Annotated in this window: 14 protein-coding genes; 11 read left to right on the forward strand and 3 right to left on the reverse strand. The window is 57.3% G+C overall.

All coding sequences use genetic code 11. From position 1 onward, the window contains the following. The first annotated feature begins 15 nt into the window (after window positions 1-15). From nhaA to gltX, 6 genes are all read left to right on the forward strand, one after another. Window positions 16-1,191, forward strand: a complete 1,176-nt coding sequence (nhaA, locus tag CU100_RS08325; protein ID WP_106716143.1) for a Na+/H+ antiporter NhaA — start codon at window positions 16-18, stop codon at window positions 1,189-1,191. A gap of 64 nt (window positions 1,192-1,255) precedes the next feature. Then, window positions 1,256-1,672, forward strand: a complete 417-nt coding sequence (locus tag CU100_RS08330) for a GFA family protein (protein WP_170113778.1) — start codon at window positions 1,256-1,258, stop codon at window positions 1,670-1,672. A gap of 61 nt (window positions 1,673-1,733) precedes the next feature. Then, window positions 1,734-2,084, forward strand: coding sequence for a diacylglycerol kinase (locus tag CU100_RS08335; RefSeq protein ID WP_106716145.1), 351 nt, complete (start codon window positions 1,734-1,736; stop codon window positions 2,082-2,084). 44 nt (window positions 2,085-2,128) lie between these two features. Beyond that, complete coding sequence (locus tag CU100_RS08340) at window positions 2,129-3,814, forward strand: NAD+ synthase (RefSeq protein WP_407070315.1); 1,686 nt, start codon at window positions 2,129-2,131, stop codon at window positions 3,812-3,814. 358 nt (window positions 3,815-4,172) lie between these two features. Continuing rightward, the gene (locus tag CU100_RS08345; protein WP_106717170.1) at window positions 4,173-5,987 is read left to right on the forward strand and encodes an ABC transporter ATP-binding protein; all 1,815 of its coding nucleotides are present in this window, start codon (window positions 4,173-4,175) and stop codon (window positions 5,985-5,987) included. A 76-nt stretch (window positions 5,988-6,063) separates the two neighbouring features. Further along, on the forward strand, window positions 6,064-7,437 hold the full coding sequence (gene gltX, locus CU100_RS08350; RefSeq protein WP_106716146.1) for a glutamate--tRNA ligase: 1,374 nt from the start codon (window positions 6,064-6,066) through the stop codon (window positions 7,435-7,437). Here the strand turns inward: gltX and CU100_RS08355 are convergent. Both CU100_RS08355 and CU100_RS08360 read right to left on the reverse strand, forming a co-directional pair. Then, on the reverse strand, window positions 7,355-8,284 hold the full coding sequence (locus CU100_RS08355; RefSeq protein WP_106716147.1) for a DUF2865 domain-containing protein: 930 nt from the start codon (window positions 8,282-8,284) through the stop codon (window positions 7,355-7,357). The two genes, gltX and CU100_RS08355, sit on opposite strands and share 83 nt — an antisense overlap. Window positions 8,285-8,367: 83 nt before the next feature. Further along, on the reverse strand, window positions 8,368-10,665 hold the full coding sequence (locus CU100_RS08360; RefSeq protein ID WP_106716148.1) for an NADP-dependent malic enzyme: 2,298 nt from the start codon (window positions 10,663-10,665) through the stop codon (window positions 8,368-8,370). Window positions 10,666-10,886: 221 nt separating this feature from the next. On the opposite strand from CU100_RS08360, the gene CU100_RS08365 reads away from it, so the two are divergent. From CU100_RS08365 to CU100_RS08375, 3 genes are all read left to right on the forward strand, one after another. Next, complete coding sequence (locus CU100_RS08365; protein ID WP_106717171.1) at window positions 10,887-11,708, forward strand: UDP-2,3-diacylglucosamine diphosphatase; 822 nt, start codon at window positions 10,887-10,889, stop codon at window positions 11,706-11,708. Then, complete coding sequence (locus tag CU100_RS08370; RefSeq protein WP_106716149.1) at window positions 11,698-12,774, forward strand: glycosyltransferase family 4 protein; 1,077 nt, start codon at window positions 11,698-11,700, stop codon at window positions 12,772-12,774. Before CU100_RS08365 ends, CU100_RS08370 begins: the two co-directional genes overlap by 11 nt. 162 nt (window positions 12,775-12,936) lie before the next feature. Beyond that, on the forward strand, window positions 12,937-14,106 hold the full coding sequence (locus CU100_RS08375) for an MFS transporter (RefSeq protein WP_106716150.1): 1,170 nt from the start codon (window positions 12,937-12,939) through the stop codon (window positions 14,104-14,106). Here CU100_RS08375 and dgcA read toward each other — a convergent pair. Next, complete coding sequence (dgcA, locus tag CU100_RS08380; protein ID WP_106716151.1) at window positions 14,103-15,086, reverse strand: N-acetyl-D-Glu racemase DgcA; 984 nt, start codon at window positions 15,084-15,086, stop codon at window positions 14,103-14,105. The two genes, CU100_RS08375 and dgcA, sit on opposite strands and share 4 nt — an antisense overlap. Window positions 15,087-15,144: 58 nt before the next feature. On the opposite strand from dgcA, the gene CU100_RS08385 reads away from it, so the two are divergent. Together CU100_RS08385 and CU100_RS08390 are read left to right on the forward strand one after the other, a co-directional pair. Beyond that, on the forward strand, window positions 15,145-16,320 hold the full coding sequence (locus CU100_RS08385; RefSeq protein ID WP_106716152.1) for an ABC transporter permease: 1,176 nt from the start codon (window positions 15,145-15,147) through the stop codon (window positions 16,318-16,320). Between the two features lie 8 nt (window positions 16,321-16,328). Beyond that, entirely contained in the window at window positions 16,329-17,195 is an 867-nt protein-coding gene (locus CU100_RS08390; protein WP_106716153.1) for an ABC transporter ATP-binding protein, read from the forward strand. The last annotated feature ends 1 nt before the right edge of the window (window position 17,196 follow it).

A 17,196-nucleotide genomic window follows, 5' to 3' on the forward strand; every position in this document is an offset into this window, starting at 1 on the left:
ATTCTATCAAGGGGTATGGATCCCAAACCCGCACGTCGCGTTCGTCTCACAGCGTCCTTCCGTTCCTTCATCGAAAGTGAGGCCGCAGGCGGCATCATTCTCATGGCAGTTGCCGCCCTCGCGCTGATTCTGGCGAACTCGCCATTACGGGAAGAGTATTTCGGCATACTGAAAACCTATATTGGCGGGTTGAGCATTCTGCACTGGGTAAACGATGCCTTGATGGCCGTCTTCTTCCTGCTGGTTGGCCTCGAAATCAAACGCGAGATGATTAGTGGTCAGTTGTCGAACTGGTCACGGCGGGCATTGCCGGGGTTTGCCGCCGTGGGCGGCATGATTGTTCCGGCGCTGATTTTCCTCGCTTTCAATGATGGCGAGACGAGTCGCGGCTGGGCTATTCCTTCTGCGACTGATATCGCCTTTTCACTCGGAGTTCTGTCGCTGCTTGGCTCGCGCGTTCCCTTGTCGTTGAAGGTCTTTCTCACGGCCCTTGCCATCATCGATGATCTAGGGGCTGTCATCATAATCGCCCTGTTCTATACGGAGGGATTGAACATCCCGGCCCTTGCCGGCGTCGCCGCTGTTTTCACCATACTCATGATCATGAACATGATGGGCATAGTTCGGCTCTGGGCCTATCTCGTTCTCGGGGTCATCTTGTGGATACTCGTTTTCAAATCCGGTATTCACGCGACGATTGCCGGCGTTCTCCTAGCCCTGGCTATTCCAATGCAGGGTTTGAAGGGTGAGGCTGATTCGCCGCTGCTTCAACTCGAGCACGCCATCCAGCCTTGGGTAGGCTTCCTCATCGTGCCGATCTTCGGCTTTGCCAATGCCGGCGTGTCCTTTGGCGGCGTGTCGCTGGCCAACCTCGCTGATCCGGTACCTCTCGGGGTCGCCGCTGGCCTGTTCGTGGGCAAGCAGGTCGGGGTATTTTCTTTTGCATGGCTCGCGATCAAGCTGCGCCTGGCCGAGCGTCCCAGCGGCGCAAGCTGGCTGCAGATGTATGGGGTCGCGACGCTATGCGGCATTGGTTTCACGATGAGCCTTTTTATCGGTCTGCTTGCCTTTGCCAATTCACCATTGCTGCAGGACGAGACAAAGCTGGGCGTTCTTCTCGGTTCGCTCTTGTCAGCCGTGTTCGGCGCTTTCCTACTCAGTCTGTCGTCAGGTCGCTCGCGCAGGACGTGAATGCACAAGGTGCTGCTACGTACATGGCATAGTCTGGGTCTCAGCAACGATGGAGGTGACCGGTATGGAGTTGCATCGGGGTTCCTGCCTGTGTGGCAAAGTGCATTTCGAAACACGCGGGAACTTGCGTGGCGTCGTCTACTGCCATTGCTCGCAATGCCGCAAGCAGACGGGTCACTACTACGCTGCGACCAATGTCCAGGCTGATGCGATAGACGTTTTCGGTGAGGAACATATTACCTGGTACCAGGCGAGCGATTTCGCCAGCCGCGGGTTCTGCAAGAATTGCGGATCAGCGCTCTTCTGGAAACACAAGGACCTCGATCACATCTCCGTCATGGCTGGCTCATTTGACCAGCCTTCCGCTCTGCACGGCGAAAGCCACATTTTCGTCGCCGACAAAGGTGATTACTACGAGATCCATGATGACCTGCCGAAATATGCAAAGAGCGGCGGCGGCGTTGTCGTTGCCGGGGACTAGCGGGATTGACGCCAACCAATCTCTCCTTATAGCTGCCGTTGTGGAATATTCGGGGGCGGGCATGCAGCGACTGGTACTGGCGTTCATCAATTCCATGCGAGCGCTTCGTCATTTGGCGCAGCACGAGAAGGCCGTTCAGCAGGAACTGATCCTTTTCATCCTCGCCATACCGCTCGCGGCCTTCATTGCTCCGACGGGTCTCTCCTTTCTGCTCTTGACCGGGTCTGTGCTGTTCCTGATCATGATCGAAGTCCTCAACACAGGTATCGAGGCTGCCTGTGATGCAGTATCCCGCGACTTTCATCGTGAAATTCAGATCGCCAAGGATTGTGGTTCCCTTGCAGTCCTGATCTCGATCATCCTGGTTGCTAGCGTGTGGTTATACACGCTCTGGAACGTGTTGTTTTCCTGATGCGTTCCCGCCCCTGTATTGTTGTCACCTAAATGAAATGATATATGTTCAGTATGAGCAAAATACCCGACACTATCCGCATCGCCGTCGCCCAGCTCAATCCGGTGCTGGGTGACATCAAGGGCAATCTCGCCAAAGCCCGCGAAGCCCGCGCCGACGCTGCGCGCCAAAGTGCAGATTTGGTTCTCTTCACAGAGCTGTTCATTTCCGGGTATCCGCCCGAAGATCTGGTGCTGAAGCAAGCTTTTATGGAGGCCTGTGAAAAAGCAGTGCGGGAGTTTGCGCTGGATACGGCGGACGGTGGACCGGGCGTCATCATGGGAACACCTCTGAAGCGCGAGTCGGGCCTGCATAACTCCGTCATGGTTCTCGATGGCGGCGAGGTGATTGCCGAGCGATTCAAGGTCGATCTGCCAAACTACGGCGAGTTTGACGAAAAGCGTGTGTTTCAGGCTGGTCCCATGCCAGGGCCGGTGAACTTTCGCGGCGTTCGAATCGGCATTCCCATCTGTGAGGATATTTGGGGTGATCTCGGTGTCTGCGAAACGCTGGCAGAAAGCGGTGCAGAACTACTTTGCGTGCCGAACGGCTCGCCTTACTATCGCGGCAAGATGGACGTGCGTTATCAGGTGGCTCTGCGTCAGGTCATCGAAACCGGTTTGCCATTGATTTTCGCCAATCAGCTCGGCGGTCAGGACGATCTGATTTTCGACGGCGCTTCCTTCGCCTTCAATTCGGACAAGAACCTCGCCTTCCAGATGTCGCAGTTCGAGGAACAACTCATCGTCACCACATGGCGGCGCACCCCGGATGGATGGACCTGCGACGAGGGCCCGATGTCGCGAATTCCTGAAGGCGAGGAGGCGAACTACCGCGCCTGCATGTTGGGCCTGCGTGACTACGTCAACAAGAACGGGTTCAAGGACGTCGTGCTCGGCCTCTCCGGCGGCATCGACTCTGCCATCTGCGCAGCGCTTGCGGTGGATGCGCTGGGCGAGGAACGTCTTCGCGCCGTCATGATGCCCTATACATACACGTCGAACGATTCCCTCAAGGATGCGGAGGATTGCGCCAAGCTACTCGGCTGCCGTTATGACGTCGTGCCGATTTTCGAGCCCGTCGAGGGTTTTCTCAAGGCGCTCGGGCCGATATTCGAAGGAACCAAAGAGGGCATCACGGAGGAGAATTTACAGAGCCGGGCGCGCGGGACAATCCTGATGGCAATCTCGAACAAGTTCGGCTCCATGGTTGTCACGACCGGCAACAAATCGGAAATGTCCGTTGGCTACGCCACGCTTTATGGCGACATGAACGGCGGCTATAATCCCATCAAGGACCTCTACAAGATGCAGGTCTATTCGATGTCGGAATGGCGAAACAAGAATGTTCCGGCGGGCGGGCTCGGCCCATCCGGCGAAGTCATCCCGGTCAATATCATCAGCAAGGCACCTTCGGCCGAACTGCGGGAAAACCAGACAGACCAGGATTCGCTGCCACCCTATCCCGTTCTTGACGACATCCTCGAATGCCTTGTCGAACATGAAATGGGGGTCGACGAAATCGTAAAACGCGGTCATGAGCGCGCGACGGTCGAACGCATTGAACATCTTCTGTATATTGCAGAATACAAGCGGCGCCAGTCAGCGCCGGGCGTGAAGGTCACGAAGAAAAACTTCGGGCGTGATCGGCGCTACCCGATCACCAACCGGTTTCGGGACCGGACGCTGTAGACTGTTGCATACTCGCCGCACCTGGCTTCCAAAAATCGTAAGTGGAAAAACCCACTTGGCGGCGGGAAGCGATTCAATTATAAGCCGTCCTCCGGCAATAGCGACCGGGAGGTTCTTGAATGGCACCCATGTATATGTCCCCGCGGGGCGGCGCTCGTTCTTGACACGTGATGACGAAAGGCCCTTCGCCTTTCAATTGACTTCACCGGTCAAGGCAACCCATCGCCGATAGTGGCTACTCCTGCATTCTGGCAGGGCGCCAGAATCATTCATGCCGTACTGACACCATATCCTGCCACGGCATTTCCGTTTTTTGCATTTCCTGTTGAGGCCGGTGCGCATGCATCGGACAATCGTCATGACTTTTTTGAGATTCGACTTGCGCGGCGGCGCATTCCGCAACGTGCTTGGGTTCACCTGGATACACTGGCAGAAACAGCCGGTCCGCGTTACCGTTATCGCTTTCGCCGTGTTGCTCTCGACGCTGGCTGATGTGCTGACGCCGCTCTATTCGGGCCGGCTGGTCGATGCTGTGGTAAATGGGCACGCTGCGGAAGCTGTCGCATGGGATGCTGCTATCGCGGCGTTCTCGGCACTCCTCGCCTTGTCGCTCGGCGCGATTATCCTGCGCCACATCACATTCATGCAGATCGTTTCGTTGACGTTGAACATGATGACGCAAATCGCCTCGGGTGCATTCTATCGCATCCAGCGTTTTTCGACCGATTGGCATGCCAACAGCTTTGCCGGCTCGACCGTTCGAAAAGTCACGCGCGGCATGTGGGCGCTCGATCTGTTGAATGACACGTTGCTGCTGGCACTGTTTCCGTCGGTGATCATGCTGGCGGGATCGACGGCGTTGATGGCTTGGTATTGGCCAATGATGGGCCTGATCATCGGCATCGGGTCGTTCCTGTTCATTGCGGTTACGGCTTCGCTGTCCCTTGGTTATGTCGCGCCCATGGCACGTCTTGCCAATCGGTGGGACACTAGGCTCGGCGGGTCGCTGGCCGATGCTGTCAGCTGCAACATGGTGGTGAAGGGCTTTGGTGCTGAGAGCCGCGAGGACGCGCGTCTGGCCAAGGTCTTGACGAAATGGCGCGACAGGACAGCCCGAACCTGGGTTCGTGGTACATGGAACGGGACGACGCAAGGGTCGATGCTCCTCGTGCTTCGGGCTGCCATCATCGGCTTCGCGCTGATCTTGTGGTCGAGGGGAAAGGCGAGTGCCGGTGATATAACCTTCGTCTTGACTTCGTTCTTTATCTTGCAAGGGTACTTGCGCGAAGTCGGCATGCACATTCGCAATTTGCAACGCTCGATCAACGATATGGAGGAACTGGTTGATATACAGAGTCAACCCCTAGGCATTGAAGACCGCCCGGGTGCGAAGCCGATCCGGATCAGCAATGGCAAGATCGAGTTCGACAATGTGACCTTCCACTACGGTGCACATCGTCTGCCGCTCTACGACCGGTTCTCGGTCACGATCAGGGCAGGCGAGCGCGTCGGCCTCGTTGGGCATTCCGGGTCAGGCAAGACGACTTTCGTCAAGCTGATTCAGCGTCTGCATGATGTGAAGTCGGGCCGAATCCTGATCGACAATCAGGATATCGCCGAGGTCACACAGGCTTCGCTGCGCCAGAAAATTGCCATCGTGCAGCAGGAGCCCATCCTGTTTCACCGGTCCCTGGCGGAAAATATCGCTTATGCCCGGCCCGGAGCGACGCAACTGGAAATCGAGGAAGCTGCCAGGCAGGCGAGCGCGCATGACTTCATCTCGGCATTGCCAAAGGGGTATAGCACGCTGGTAGGGGAGAGAGGCGTCAAGCTCTCGGGCGGCGAGCGGCAGAGAGTGGCCATCGCCCGGGCATTTCTTGCGGATGCTCCGGTTCTCATTCTGGACGAAGCAACTTCCAGCCTGGATTCTGAATCGGAAGTACTGATCCAGCAGGCTATGGAAAGGCTGATGCTGGGACGCACGACGCTGGTGATCGCGCATCGCCTATCGACTGTGCGCTCGCTCGACAGGCTCCTGGTCTTCGATCATGGCCGGATTGCCGAGGAGGGCAACCACGAAGCCCTGATCAGGCTCGATGGCGGTATCTATCGCGGGCTGTTCGAGTTGCAGACGCTCGAACTTACAAAGGGGCTGGTATTGAACGATGACTAGAAATGATGGGCCGCGTGTAAAGCGCGGCCCATCTCGCTCTATTGCCATTCCAGCCACCATCCGATATGCCCCAAGCATGACCATTACTGTCCGTTTTGCACCATCTCCGACCGGTTACATACATATCGGCAACACGCGCATTGCCCTGTTCAATTGGCTTTTCGCCTTGAAAAACAACGGCCAGTTCATCCTGCGGTTCGACGATACGGATACGGTTCGATCCAAAACGGAATATGCCGATGCGACCATCGCGGACCTGGACTGGCTTGGCATCGAACCTGCCCGCATAGAATACCAGTCGAAGCGCATTCCGGTCTACGATGCCGCAGCCGAACGCCTCAAGGCAGCGGGCGTGCTCTACCCCTGTTATGAGACGTCCGAGGAACTCGAACGTAAGCGCAAGCTTCGCTTGGCGCGGCGCTTGCCTCCAATCTACGGGCGGGATGCGCTGAAACTAACTGCTGCCGACAGGGAAAAGCTCGAAGCGGAAGGACGCCAACCCCACTGGCGCTTTCTTCTGCCGAACTTCAAGGACGATCCGTTTGCGATAGAGAGGACTGAAGTTCACTGGAACGACCTTGTGCGCGATAGGGAAACCGTCGACTTGGCCTCGCTCTCCGATCCGGTTCTGGTGCGTGAAGACGGTACATATCTCTATACGTTCACCTCGGTGGTGGACGATATCGATATGGAAATTTCCCACATCATCCGCGGAAATGACCACATTACCAATAGTGGCGTTCAGATTGCCATCATCGAGGCTTTGGGGGCAAAGGTTCCCGACCTTGGCCACATCAATCTTCTGACCACGGCGTCAGGCGAGGGGATTTCCAAGCGTACCGGCGCGCTCTCGATCGGCAGTTTGCGTCGTGACGGCTATGAGCCGATGGCCGTGGCCAGCCTCGCCGTGCTGATTGGAACATCGGAAAATGTGACTGCCGTACCAGACATGGCCACCCTGGCCGATATTTTCGATCCTGCGGCAACGTCGAAATCCGCGTCGAAATTCGATCCGGCTGAACTGGATGCGCTCAACCGCGCGCTGATTCACGCAATGCCCTACGCGCAAGCAAAAGATCGCCTTGCCGCGCTCGGTATCGAGGGCGAACGCGCGGAAGAATTCTGGCTTGCAGTCCGGGGCAATCTTTCGCGGATTTCCGATGCGGCCGGTTGGTGGAAGATTATCAAGGACGGTCCTGCGACGGACGAACAGCTTGCCGATGAGGACCGTGATTTCGTCCGTACCGCTTTCGATCTGCTGCCACGCGAACCTTGGAGCCGCGAAACCTGGAAACTATGGACTGATGCCGTGAAAATCCAGAGCGGACGCAAAGGCAAGCCGCTGTTCATGCCCTTGCGCATCGCCCTCACGGGTTTGTCTTCTGGCCCGGAGCTCGCAGATTTATTGCCCCTTCTTGGTCGGGAAGGAACGCTGGCCCGACGACCCTGACCTTGCGGTTTGGATCGATGGCCCTGTCCTGGCTCAGCGGTCGCGGCAGGGCTGTCTCCTTGCGGGTCGCAGGATCGCCCAGCTGAATGATGGATGACTGCTTTTCCACCGGCTGAACTGCGGCTGTTGCCGATTCGGCTTTTGCTGGCACTGGAGCTTGTAGCTTCAGAGGATCGGCTGCTTTGGCCGGTTCGCCCGGTTTTCCTGTCGCCGTTGTCGCCGCGCCCGAATTTCCAAGTGTGCTGAAATTTACGGCCGATCGTTGGCAGCCGCATTGAGGCGTTGCATTGGCTCCAACCTTTCTGAATTTGAAGGCGTTCGGCATATCCTTGTATTCTTCGCCGCCCAGCGAAATCATTCTTTCGGGATCAGGATGCTCGGTCGGCTGATAAAACAGCTTTGCGCCCGGACATTGCGACTGGCATTGAGCCTGGTCGCGTGAGAAGTTCTCCGCGCCCGTTTCATAGGAAAGTGGAAAATAATAGCCGTCACATGTGCGCACGCAGAGCGTCTGGTATCGGCCGCCATATACTGGTGCCACGCTTGTTTCCGGATCGATCGGCTCGGGCTCGGCACCAAGAACCTCGTATGGGAGCGAACGTGCCGTCTCGCTATGCGGCTCTTCGGGAGGACGCTCGTCAAGCACGGGACAGCTATTGGCATCGAGTGCTGCTTCCACGCGGTCGCGTCTCAAAGAGAGCTCAAAATCATCGACGTCCGCGTTGCGATCGAGTTCTTCAAGGCGCTGCTGCATGCGCGTGCAGATATCCGGATTAGCGGACGAAAGTTGCGTCGCCGCAAGGATTGCGGCCGCTGCTGTGAAGGCGATCTGAAAAATCCGGTGCATTCGATGCCTGAGAGACCATGAATTCGAGCAGGTGTATTCCTGGCACCAGCCACGCCCATGCGGCAGCAATAAGACACCTCGTTTCAATCGACGCGTTGTGATGCCTCCACGACAGCCAGTGCCGTCATGTTGACAATACCCCGCGATGTCACAGATGGGGTCAGAATGTGTGCCGGCTTGGCGGCGCCAAGCAGTATAGGTCCCACATGCAGTGCATCCGTGACCGATTTGACCACATTGAGCGTGATGTTCGCCGCATCCAGATTGGGAAAGACCAGGAGGTTGGCCTCGTCGCTCAAACGCGAATGCGGGAGCACGCGCTCACGCAGGATCGCCGAAAGGGCCGAATCGCCGTGCATCTCGCCGTCCTGTTCGAGATCCGGAGCCTTGACGCGCAGGATCTCCGAAGCGTTTCGCATCTTGGCCGCGCTTTCAGAGTCGCGAGAGCCGAAATTGGAATGCGACAGCAAGGCCGCCTTGGGTTCGATACCGAAACGGCGTATCTCATTGGCCGCAAGGACCGTCTTCTCGGCGATTTCTTCTGCTGACGGCTCTATGCTGACATACGTATCCGTCAGGAACAGGACACCGCGCTGCGATATCAGAAGGCTTAGTGCCGAGAAATTGCGAATTCCTTCCAATTTCCCAATGATCTGATCGACATTGCGCAAGTGGCGCTCAAACCGTCCTTCCAGGCCGCAAATCATGGCGTCAGCTTCACCGCGAACGATGGCAAGCGCAGCGATGACAGTACCGCTGGCGCGGACCATGGTGCGAGCCACTTCCGGTGTTGTGCCGCGTCGTCCTGTGAGATTCAGCAGCAGATCGACATAATCGCGATAACGCGGGTCGTCTTCGGGGTTGATGACATCGAAATCGGTGCCAATCTTGATCTTCAGTCCATAGCGCTGCAAGCGCGTCTCTATGACCTGGGGGCGCCCGATAAGCGTGGGGATTGCGACACCCTCCTCCAGCACCACCTGCGCTGCACGCAACACGCGTTCGTCTTCGCCGTCGGCGTAGATCACGCGCTTCTTCTCCGCCGTTTTCGCCGCGGTGAAGATCGGCTTCATGATCAGACCCGAACGGAAGACGAAGCGGTTGAGACGATCGAGATAGGCGTCGAAATCCTCGATCGGGCGTTCGGCGACACCCGTGTCCATTGCGGCTTTGGCGACAGCAGGGGCAATGCGCAGAATGAGGCGCTGGTCGAAGGGCGAAGGAATGAGATAATTCGGTCCGAAGGTTGGCGTTTCGCCCGAATAGGCGCGGGCGGCAACGTCCGATGGTTCTTCGCGGGCAAGTGCGGCGATAGCCTGCACTGCCGCCATCTTCATCTCCTCGTTGATCGCCCGCGCACCGCAGTCGAGCGCGCCTCGGAAAATGAAGGGAAAGCAAAGGACATTATTGACCTGGTTTGGAAAATCGGAACGTCCGGTACAAATCATCGCGTCAGCGCGCGCCGCGCGCGCCTCATCAGGCATGATCTCCGGGTTCGGATTGGCCAGCGCCATGATCAGCGGGTTGGGTGCCATCTGCTTCAGAAGTTCGGGCTTCAGCACACCAGCGGCCGAGAGGCCCAGAAAGACGTCAGCTCCGCCAATGACGTCTGCGAGAACTCGCGCATCGGTCTTTTGCACGTAGACCGATTTCCAGCGGTCCATCAATGTGTTGCGCCCTTCGTAGACAACTCCGTCAAGATCGCAGACCCATATGTTCTTGCGCTCTACACCGAGCTTCACCAGGAGATTGAGGCACGCGATCGCTGCAGCACCGGCTCCGGAAGCGACGATCTTGATCTTGGATAGGTCTTTTCCGGCCAGTTCCATGCCGTTCAGAATAGCTGCCGCGACGATGATCGCCGTTCCGTGCTGATCATCATGGAAAACTGGAATGTTCATCCTGGCACGAAGCTGTTCCTCGACCTCGAAACATTCCGGCGACTTGATGTCCTCGAGATTGATGCCGCCGAAAGTTGGCTCCAGGGCGGCTACGACCTCGACGATCTTGTTGATCTCATGGGCGTCGATTTCAATATCGAATACATCGATATTGGCGAATTTCTTGAACAGTACGGCCTTGCCTTCCATGACCGGCTTGGACGCAAGCGGGCCAATATTGCCAAGCCCGAGCACGGCGGTACCATTGGAGATGACCGCTACCAGATTGCCACGGCTGGTATAATCCGCGGCTGTTGCGGGATCCTCGTGGATTGCGAGACAGGGAGCAGCTACCCCGGGTGAATAGGCGAGGGCAAGGTCGCGCTGGTTTCCAAGCGGCTTGGTGGCCTGGATTTCCAGCTTACCCGGCTGAGGAAAGCGATGGTAGAACAGAGCGCTTTCTTCAAGATCAGATTTGCTGGGCATTGTTTCCTTGGCCATTGACGATGTCCTCCAGGATTTGGCTCGCGTTTATACACTGGCGATTCAGATTTTCCAGCACGCTAAATCTCATCCAGACGCATAACCGAACTCGATTTCGTTACAAGTGCCTATCTCGCCGAACCATGCACTTTTCGGCGCCGTCATAAGACTGTTGCATGAATCAGGTTTGTGTCAGCCAAGTGGACGTGGCTTTGCGTCGGCTAACGGAGATCAGCATGATGGTCGAAATCGAGGCTAGAAAATTCCGTACGCTTTTTCTGTCCGATGTTCATCTCGGCTCGAAAGGTGCGAAGGCCAATTTCCTGCTGGATTTTTTGAAGTACCACGACGCCGATACGATCTTCCTCGTTGGCGATATCGTCGATGGCTGGCGCTTGCGCCGGAACTGGCACTGGCCGCAGGAGCACAATGATATCGTGCAGAAGCTGTTGCGCAAAAGTCGCAAGGGCGCGCGCATCCTCTATATCGCCGGCAACCATGATGAGTTCCTGCGGGACTTTCAGGGTACGCATTTCGGTGGCATCGAAGTCATGGACCGGATCATGCACGAGACGGCGGACGGGCGAAAATTCCTTGTCATTCACGGCGACCAGTTCGACGTGGTTGTGCGCAATGCCCGCCACATTGCCTACCTTGGTGACTGGGCCTATGACGCGGCGCTGGCCATCAACACGATCATGAACAGGGTAAGGCGCCTGCTGGGCCTGCGCTACTGGTCCTTTTCGGCCTGGGCGAAATTTCGGGTCAAGAAGGCTGTGAACTTCATCGGTTCGTTCCAGACGGTGGTTTCTGATGAAGCCAGGCGCATCGGAGCCGACGGCGTTATTTGCGGCCACATCCATCATGCGACGATCGAGCAGATCGATGGCATCGAATACATCAATACCGGCGATTGGGTTGAAAGCTGCACGGCCATCGTAGAGCATTTTGATGGCCGCATGGAACTTCTGTCATGGACGCATCTGATCGGCGAACAGGCCGGCTTCGCACCAGTAGTGCAGCTCGCTGACAAGCGCCCCAAGGCGGCTAATGCAGCCTGAGGGGTCGGCAAAGCGCCTTGTCATCATCTCCGATGCGTGGCACCCGCAGGTCAACGGCGTGGTCCGGACACTGACCAAACTCTGCGAGCAGATGGAAGCACGCGGCTTCGAGGTGACCATCATCTCACCGGCCGATTATCGTTCGGCACCTTGCCCGACCTATCCCGAGATCCGCCTTGCGTTGACACATCCATCTGCGATCCGAGCACGCATCGAAGCACTGCAACCGGCTTTCGTCCACATTGCCACGGAAGGTCCTCTCGGCATCATGGCACGGCGGGCGTGCCTGAAGAACAACTGGCGCTTCACGACCAGCTTCCATACCCGCTTCCCCGAATATCTGCGCGAGCGGCTGCCTGTTCCGCTGTCGTGGTCCTATGGCTTCTTGCGGCGCTTCCACAATGCAGCCGAGCATTGTCTCGTTCCGACGCTGTCAATCCATGATGAACTCGTTGGACGAGGCTTCACGACACTCAAAGTCTGGACGCGCGGCGTCGATCGGGAGCTTTTTCGGCCGCAAACCGATGTGGATCTCCACTTGCCAAGACCGATCTTCCTTTGCGTCGGCCGGGTGGCACCGGAGAAGAACCTTGAAGCCTTCCTGTCGCTCGATCTACCCGGCACAAAACTGATCGTGGGCGACGGTCCCGATCTCGAAGATCTGCGGCGGAAATATCCGGACGCAGCGTTTGCCGGCAAGAAAGAAGGCGAGAATCTTGCCCGTTTCTACGCGGGATCGGACGTATTCGTTTTTCCCAGCCGCACAGACACATTCGGTTTGGTGCTGCTTGAAGCCATAGCTTGCGGGCTGCCCGTGGCGGGTTTTCCCGTACCAGGCCCGAAGGATGTAATAGGCGCCTCGGGTGCCGGCATTCTCTCCGACGATTTGCGGGAGGCTGCACTAGGCGCACTGGCAATGGGCCGGGTTGATCCTGATGCCAGACTCAAGGGCTTCAGTTGGGAAGCCTGCGCCGACATATTCGAGAGCGTGCTGACGACGATTGGTCGTGCCGCCGCGTCAGCACCACGCGGGGCAAACTCCGGCGCCGTGACATCGACCCGTTAGCGGCAAAATATTACGGATGATCGCCCTCCCGTTTCTAGGCGCTTGGCGAATTTCGTGTTAGTTGCGAATCTTGGGCAACGCAGGATTGCGATTCCGCCTGAACCGCTCGATCTTCCGAAAGTTTTTCCATGATAGCCGCCGCAGCGGACTCTAGGTCAGAATATGCCGTTTCGCTTTGAGCTGCGGGTTGCGCTGGCCTATTTTGCGATTTTCACATCGAGCGGCATGCATCTGCCCTATTTTCCGTTGTGGCTCGAATATCGCGCCCTGACACCGACGCAAATCTCTATCGTCTTGTCCATGCCGTTGTTCGTGCGTGTCGTCGCCGCGCCGCTGGTATCGATGCTCGCCGACCGTTCGAATGATCGCGCTCACATATTGAGCATCGCGACGATCTTGGCCGTTATCGTCGCTGCCTTCTATCTCGTCCCGTTCGGCTTTGCGGGAATCCTGGTCGTGTCGCTATTGCTTGCCCCGCCGTGGACCTCGCAGGTGCCGCTCGCCGATACAATCGCGCTCTCCGGTGTCCGCCGCTATGGTGCCGATTTCGCCCGTATGCGCGTCTGGGGGTCGATCTCTTTCCTGCTCACCTCGTTCGTCGGCGGCGTGTTCATTCAGCATGTTGGCGAGCGCATCATTCCCTGGGCGCTTCTGGCGACCCTGGTTGTAGCATGCGGTGTCAGTTTCATCGTGCCGCGTATCGGCAAGCCGCGACGCCTTTCGCCGCTCTCCGATGTCGATATTGCCGACGCGGGCAGGGCGCTGCGCCGGCCAGCCTTCGTGACCTTTTTGATTGCAACTGGCATTACCCAGGCCAGCCATGCCTATGGTTACAGCTTCTCGGCAATCTATTGGAAATCGATAGGCATCGGAGAAACGATGATCGGTGCGCTATGGTCGATCTCCGTCGTGGCGGAAGTGATCATGTTTACATTTTTCCGGCGATTGTTCGGCGGGCTGCATCCTGCGAATGTGTTGATCATCGGTTCCGCCGTGGCGATGTTTCGCTGGGCGGTTTTTCCGCTCATAGCACCAGCCGGGCTTGGAGTTGCCGGTTTTCTCGTCGTACAGAGCTTGCATGCCTTTTCATTCGCATTGTCGTTCCTCGGCATGCAGAAAATGATTGCACTTACCATACCCGAGGAACGCGGCGGCACAGCGCAGGGACTGTCGACGTTTTTCATCGGAACGTCGCTCGCCATCGCTACCATGGCGTCAGGTCCGCTTTATAGCGTCACAGGCATTCACGGGTTTTTTGTCATGGTCTTGCTTGCGGCATGCGGTCTTGGCCTTGCCACCGTTTCGCTCCGGCTCGAGCAGCGGGAGGACTAGCCCCACAACTCGGGTTCGGGCGGCGAAAGGCGGCTGCCTTCGAACCTGAGACTTGGCTTGCGGTCTTCCCTGAGGATCAATGGTCCATCGAGATCGACAAAATCCGCATCCTGCGCCACCAGAACTGCAGGTGCCATCGCCAGCGACGTACTGACCATGCAACCCACCATAATGCCAAATCCAAGCTCGCGGGCACGCTTCTGCATTCGCAGCGCCTCTGTCAGGCCGCCGGTCTTGTCCAGCTTGATGTTGATAGTGTCGTAGCGGCCTTTCAGCATGTGGAGGTCGTCTGTTCCGTGAGCGCTCTCGTCAGCGCAGACGGGCACCGGATGCGGAATTTCCGCGAGGATCGCGTCCTTGCCGGCCGGCAAAGGTTGTTCAATCAGGACGACGCCCGCCTTTGCCGCCGCCAGCATGTTCTCCACAATATTGTCGTCGCTCCAGCCTTCGTTGGCATCGAGAATGATGCGGCTTGAAGGTGCTGCTTCCGCGACTGCCCGAATGCGCTCGGCATCATTGTCGCCGCCAACCTTGACCTTGATCAAGGGCCGGTCCGAGAGGGCTCGGGCAGAGGCAGTCATCGTGTGCGCATCGCCGAAGGAGACGGTGACCGCTGTTGTAAGAGTGCGCAAAGGTGACAAGCCAAGAATATCGGCGACAGCTTTGCCGCTTCGCTTTGCCTCCAGGTCCCACAACGCGCAGTCGATGGCATTGCGAGCGGCCCCGGCACCGATGAGCCCCTGCAGATCATCCCGTGAAGCGCCATTCATGAGCGCCCCGCTCAGGCCTTCTATTTCGGCGCAGACGGACTCGATGCTTTCGCCGTAACGCGCGTAGGGGACGCATTCGCCGCGCCCGGTATAGGTTCCATCGGTCAATATACAGAGCACGATGGCCGCCTCGGTTTTCGCGCCGCGAGAGATTGAGAATGTCCCGGCGATGGGCCAGCGCTCCACCTTCAATTCAACCCTGATTGCCATTATTTCGCGCCTTAATTGTTCAAGTGACAGAAAGCATGAGACTCGATATGTGTGTGTGATGTTGACCGATAGAGCAAGCAATTCAAGTGCTTCTACCGCTGCGCCGCCTCACGTTGAATTCAGCAAGGACGGTGATCGCGCGGCAGTCACGCTATCGGGTGCATGGACCACGCGCAATGTTCGCCGCGTCGATGAGCGGATGCGCGAAATCGGCCAGGACAACAGCTTTTCCAGCGTAACAATCGAGCTTTCTGGTATTGAACTTCTGGACACGGCAGGAACCTGGCTGATCGAACGTTTGCGAACCTCGCTTGAAAAGGCCGGCAAGCATGTTGCTATCGAAGGGCGTTCCGAAAGCTGGGGTGCTTTGTTCGATGCTGTCGGTGAAGCTGCATCCGCATCTGACGAGCAGGTTCACGTCGAGCGGCCGTCGGCATTGATTCGTTTTCTCGCAACAATCGGCAGAACTGTGTATGCCTTCGGTGACGATTTCACCAAAGCCATGCATATCCTTGGCGCAACGGTTCGTGGCGCCCAGATGAAGGGGAGCGGGCGCAGCGGCATCAGGCCTGCTGCCATCGTACACCAGCTCGACAGCATGGGGATCGGCGCGGTACCTGTGGTCGTGCTTATGTCGACGATCATCGGTGCGATCATCGCTCAGCAGGGGGCATTCCAGCTACGGTATTTCGGCGCCGAGATATTCGTCGTTGATCTTGTCGGTATTCTTGTGTTGCGCGAGATCGGTGTGCTCTTGACGGCTATCATGATCGCCGGACGTTCGGGAAGTGCGATCACCGCGGAAATAGGCTCGATGAAAATGCGCGAAGAAACGGACGCGCTGACTGTTATCGGGCTCAATCCCGTCGGCGTTCTGGTTTTTCCGCGTTTGGTGGCATTGGTGATTGCCTTGCCGCTACTGACGATCATCGCGGATTTTTCGGCGTTGGGCGGAGCGATCGTCATTACATGGGCCTATTCCGGTATTCCGCCGGAAGCATTCATTCAGCGGCTTCGCGACGCCATAGATACGTCAAGCTATCTTGCAGGGCTCATCAAAGCGCCGTTCATGGCCATGATCATCGGCATCATGGCTTCCGTCGAAGGCATGAAGGTTGGCGGTAGCGCCGAGTCGCTGGGGCAACGCGTGACGGCATCCGTGGTCAAATCTATTTTCGTCGTCATCGTTGTCGATGGCATTTTCGCGATCTTTTACGCATCAATCAATTTTTGAGCCAAACAATGACTCCCGCAACAAGCAAACAACCAGACGATGCGCGTGAAGTAATCCTCGCGGTAAAGGATGTCAGCGTCTCGTTCGGCAAGGCAAAAATTCTCGACAATCTGTCTCTCGATGTCTATCGCGGCGAGATTCTTGGCTTTGTCGGCGCATCCGGCACGGGCAAGTCCGTGCTGATGCGTGCCATCCTGGGTCTCAATCAAAAGCAGAGTGGCCAGATAAAGATATTTGGACACGATATAGACCGCGCCTCCGAGCAGGAGAAACTTGCCGTCGATATGCGCATGGGCGTGCTGTTCCAACAAGGTGCGCTGTTTTCTGCATTGACCGTGCTCGAGAACATCCAGGTCCCGATGCGCGAATATCTCGATATTCCGCAGAGGCTTATGGATGAACTTGCCCGGCTGAAGATTGAACTCGTCGGCCTGAAGCCGGATACGGCAGAGAAATTTCCCTCGGAATTGTCGGGCGGCATGATCAAACGTGCTGCATTGGCCCGGGCGCTATCGCTCGATCCGGAAATTGTCTTTCTCGACGAGCCTACCTCGGGGCTAGATCCGATCGGTGCGGCGGAGTTCGACGAACTCATCGCCAATTTGCGTGATACAATGGGCTTGACGGTTTATATGGTGACCCATGACCTCGACAGCCTGTTCGCCGTTTGCGACCGAATCGCGGTATTGGGAAAAAAGAAGGTTCTTGTTGAAGGAACCATTGATGACATGCTGGCGTTCGACGATCCGTGGGTTCAGGAATATTTTCGTGGCAAACGCGCGCGCCAGATCGTATCCAACGGCGACAACAGGCGTCGGCCTAGCCGCGAGCAGACCAGAGGACAATCCACGGCACAGCAGGATCAGGCGAAGTAAT

Source organism: Phyllobacterium endophyticum (assembly GCF_003010935.1).
In the GTDB taxonomy this organism is placed as follows: domain Bacteria; phylum Pseudomonadota; class Alphaproteobacteria; order Rhizobiales; family Rhizobiaceae; genus Phyllobacterium; species Phyllobacterium endophyticum.

Bases quoted from the DNA above. Each gene is read 5' to 3' on its own strand.
- CU100_RS08345 (WP_106717170.1), top strand. From the start codon at position 4,173: ATGACTTTTTTGAGATTCGACTTGCGCGGCGGCGCATTCCGCAACGTG.
- CU100_RS08340 (WP_407070315.1), top strand. From the start codon at position 2,129: ATGTTCAGTATGAGCAAAATACCCGACACTATCCGCATCGCCGTCGCC.
- CU100_RS08335 (WP_106716145.1), top strand. From the start codon at position 1,734: ATGCAGCGACTGGTACTGGCGTTCATCAATTCCATGCGAGCGCTTCGT.
- CU100_RS08370 (WP_106716149.1), top strand. From the start codon at position 11,698: ATGCAGCCTGAGGGGTCGGCAAAGCGCCTTGTCATCATCTCCGATGCG.
- CU100_RS08390 (WP_106716153.1), top strand. From the start codon at position 16,329: ATGACTCCCGCAACAAGCAAACAACCAGACGATGCGCGTGAAGTAATC.
- CU100_RS08330 (WP_170113778.1), top strand. From the start codon at position 1,256: ATGGAGTTGCATCGGGGTTCCTGCCTGTGTGGCAAAGTGCATTTCGAA.
- CU100_RS08385 (WP_106716152.1), top strand. From the start codon at position 15,145: ATGTTGACCGATAGAGCAAGCAATTCAAGTGCTTCTACCGCTGCGCCG.
- gltX (WP_106716146.1), top strand. From the start codon at position 6,064: ATGACCATTACTGTCCGTTTTGCACCATCTCCGACCGGTTACATACAT.
- CU100_RS08360 (WP_106716148.1), bottom strand. From the start codon at position 10,665: ATGGCCAAGGAAACAATGCCCAGCAAATCTGATCTTGAAGAAAGCGCT.
- nhaA (WP_106716143.1), top strand. From the start codon at position 16: ATGGATCCCAAACCCGCACGTCGCGTTCGTCTCACAGCGTCCTTCCGT.
- CU100_RS08355 (WP_106716147.1), bottom strand. From the start codon at position 8,284: ATGCACCGGATTTTTCAGATCGCCTTCACAGCAGCGGCCGCAATCCTT.
- CU100_RS08375 (WP_106716150.1), top strand. From the start codon at position 12,937: ATGCCGTTTCGCTTTGAGCTGCGGGTTGCGCTGGCCTATTTTGCGATT.
- dgcA (WP_106716151.1), bottom strand. From the start codon at position 15,086: ATGGCAATCAGGGTTGAATTGAAGGTGGAGCGCTGGCCCATCGCCGGG.
- CU100_RS08365 (WP_106717171.1), top strand. From the start codon at position 10,887: ATGGTCGAAATCGAGGCTAGAAAATTCCGTACGCTTTTTCTGTCCGAT.